The organism is Bartonella capreoli (assembly GCF_902813205.1).
Taxonomy (GTDB): Bacteria; Pseudomonadota; Alphaproteobacteria; order Rhizobiales; family Rhizobiaceae; genus Bartonella; species Bartonella schoenbuchensis.
In genome coordinates this window covers 1-404 of sequence record NZ_CADDZX010000325.1, presented here as the reverse complement: position 1 = coordinate 404, position 404 = coordinate 1, and the positions used below count along the sequence as shown (strand labels likewise).

The 404-nt window shown below is 40.6% G+C and carries 1 protein-coding gene; it reads left to right on the top strand.

Translation table 11 applies throughout. The features are described 5' to 3' along the window. A partial coding sequence (locus J7R05_RS08635) for a transketolase C-terminal domain-containing protein (RefSeq protein WP_281388240.1) occupies positions 1-307 on the top strand: 307 nt, incomplete at its 5' end. Positions 308-404: the final 97 nt, after the last annotated feature.

Below are 404 nucleotides of genomic sequence, written 5' to 3'. Positions count from 1 at the left end.
ACTTGGTATTGACGTTGAGTTAATAGATTTGCGGACTATTCGTCCGATGGATCTCTCGACAATTCTTACTTCTGTTAAGAAAACGGGTTGTTTAGTAACAGTTGAAGAAGGTTATCCTCAATCATCTGTTGGAACTGAGATAGCAACGCGGGTTATGCAGCAGGTATTCGACTATCTTGATGCACCAGTTATTACTATTTCTGGCAAAGATGTTCCCATGCCTTATGCTGCTAATCTTGAAAAACTGGCTTTGCCCAATATTGCTGAAATTGTCGAAGCTGTTAAGGCTGTGACTTATAGAGCATAACGGAGGAAAGCACTATGCCCATTAAAATTACAATGCCTGCGCTTTCTCCTACGATGGAAGAAGGGAATTTATCAAAGTGGAATGTCAAAGAAGGAGA